Below are 315 nucleotides of genomic sequence, written 5' to 3' on the forward strand. Positions count from 1 at the left end.
CTGACAAGGGGTATACTCCTAACCTATCTAATGTACACTAAGATAAGGTTAAAGTGGATACCTCTTTGATTAGCAAAGAGGTTTTTTGTATAAACGGTAAAATATACCGTCTATTACAAGGAGGAAAAATAATGAGTAAAGAACAGACAACAGTTGGAATAAGAGAGGTACCTAAACTTCACAAATGGCTTGTTTTAAGTTTACAGCACTTATTCGCAATGTTTGGTGCAACAATTCTTGTACCATTAATCGTAGATTTAAGTCCAGCAGTAGCTTTAGTTTCAAGTGGTCTTGGAACGCTTGCCTACCTTATGA

General features: G+C 35.9%; 1 protein-coding gene. It reads left to right on the forward strand.

All coding sequences use genetic code 11. The features are described 5' to 3' along the window. Positions 1–131 precede the first annotated feature (131 nt). Positions 132–315 (forward strand): solute carrier family 23 protein (locus AOA60_RS01150; RefSeq protein WP_305887029.1); only part of this gene is annotated, 184 nt, incomplete at its 3' end.

It is taken from the genome of Pseudomonas sp. 2822-17, from assembly GCF_002742485.1.
Taxonomy (GTDB): domain Bacteria; phylum Pseudomonadota; class Gammaproteobacteria; order Pseudomonadales; family Pseudomonadaceae; genus Aquipseudomonas; species Aquipseudomonas cyclaminis.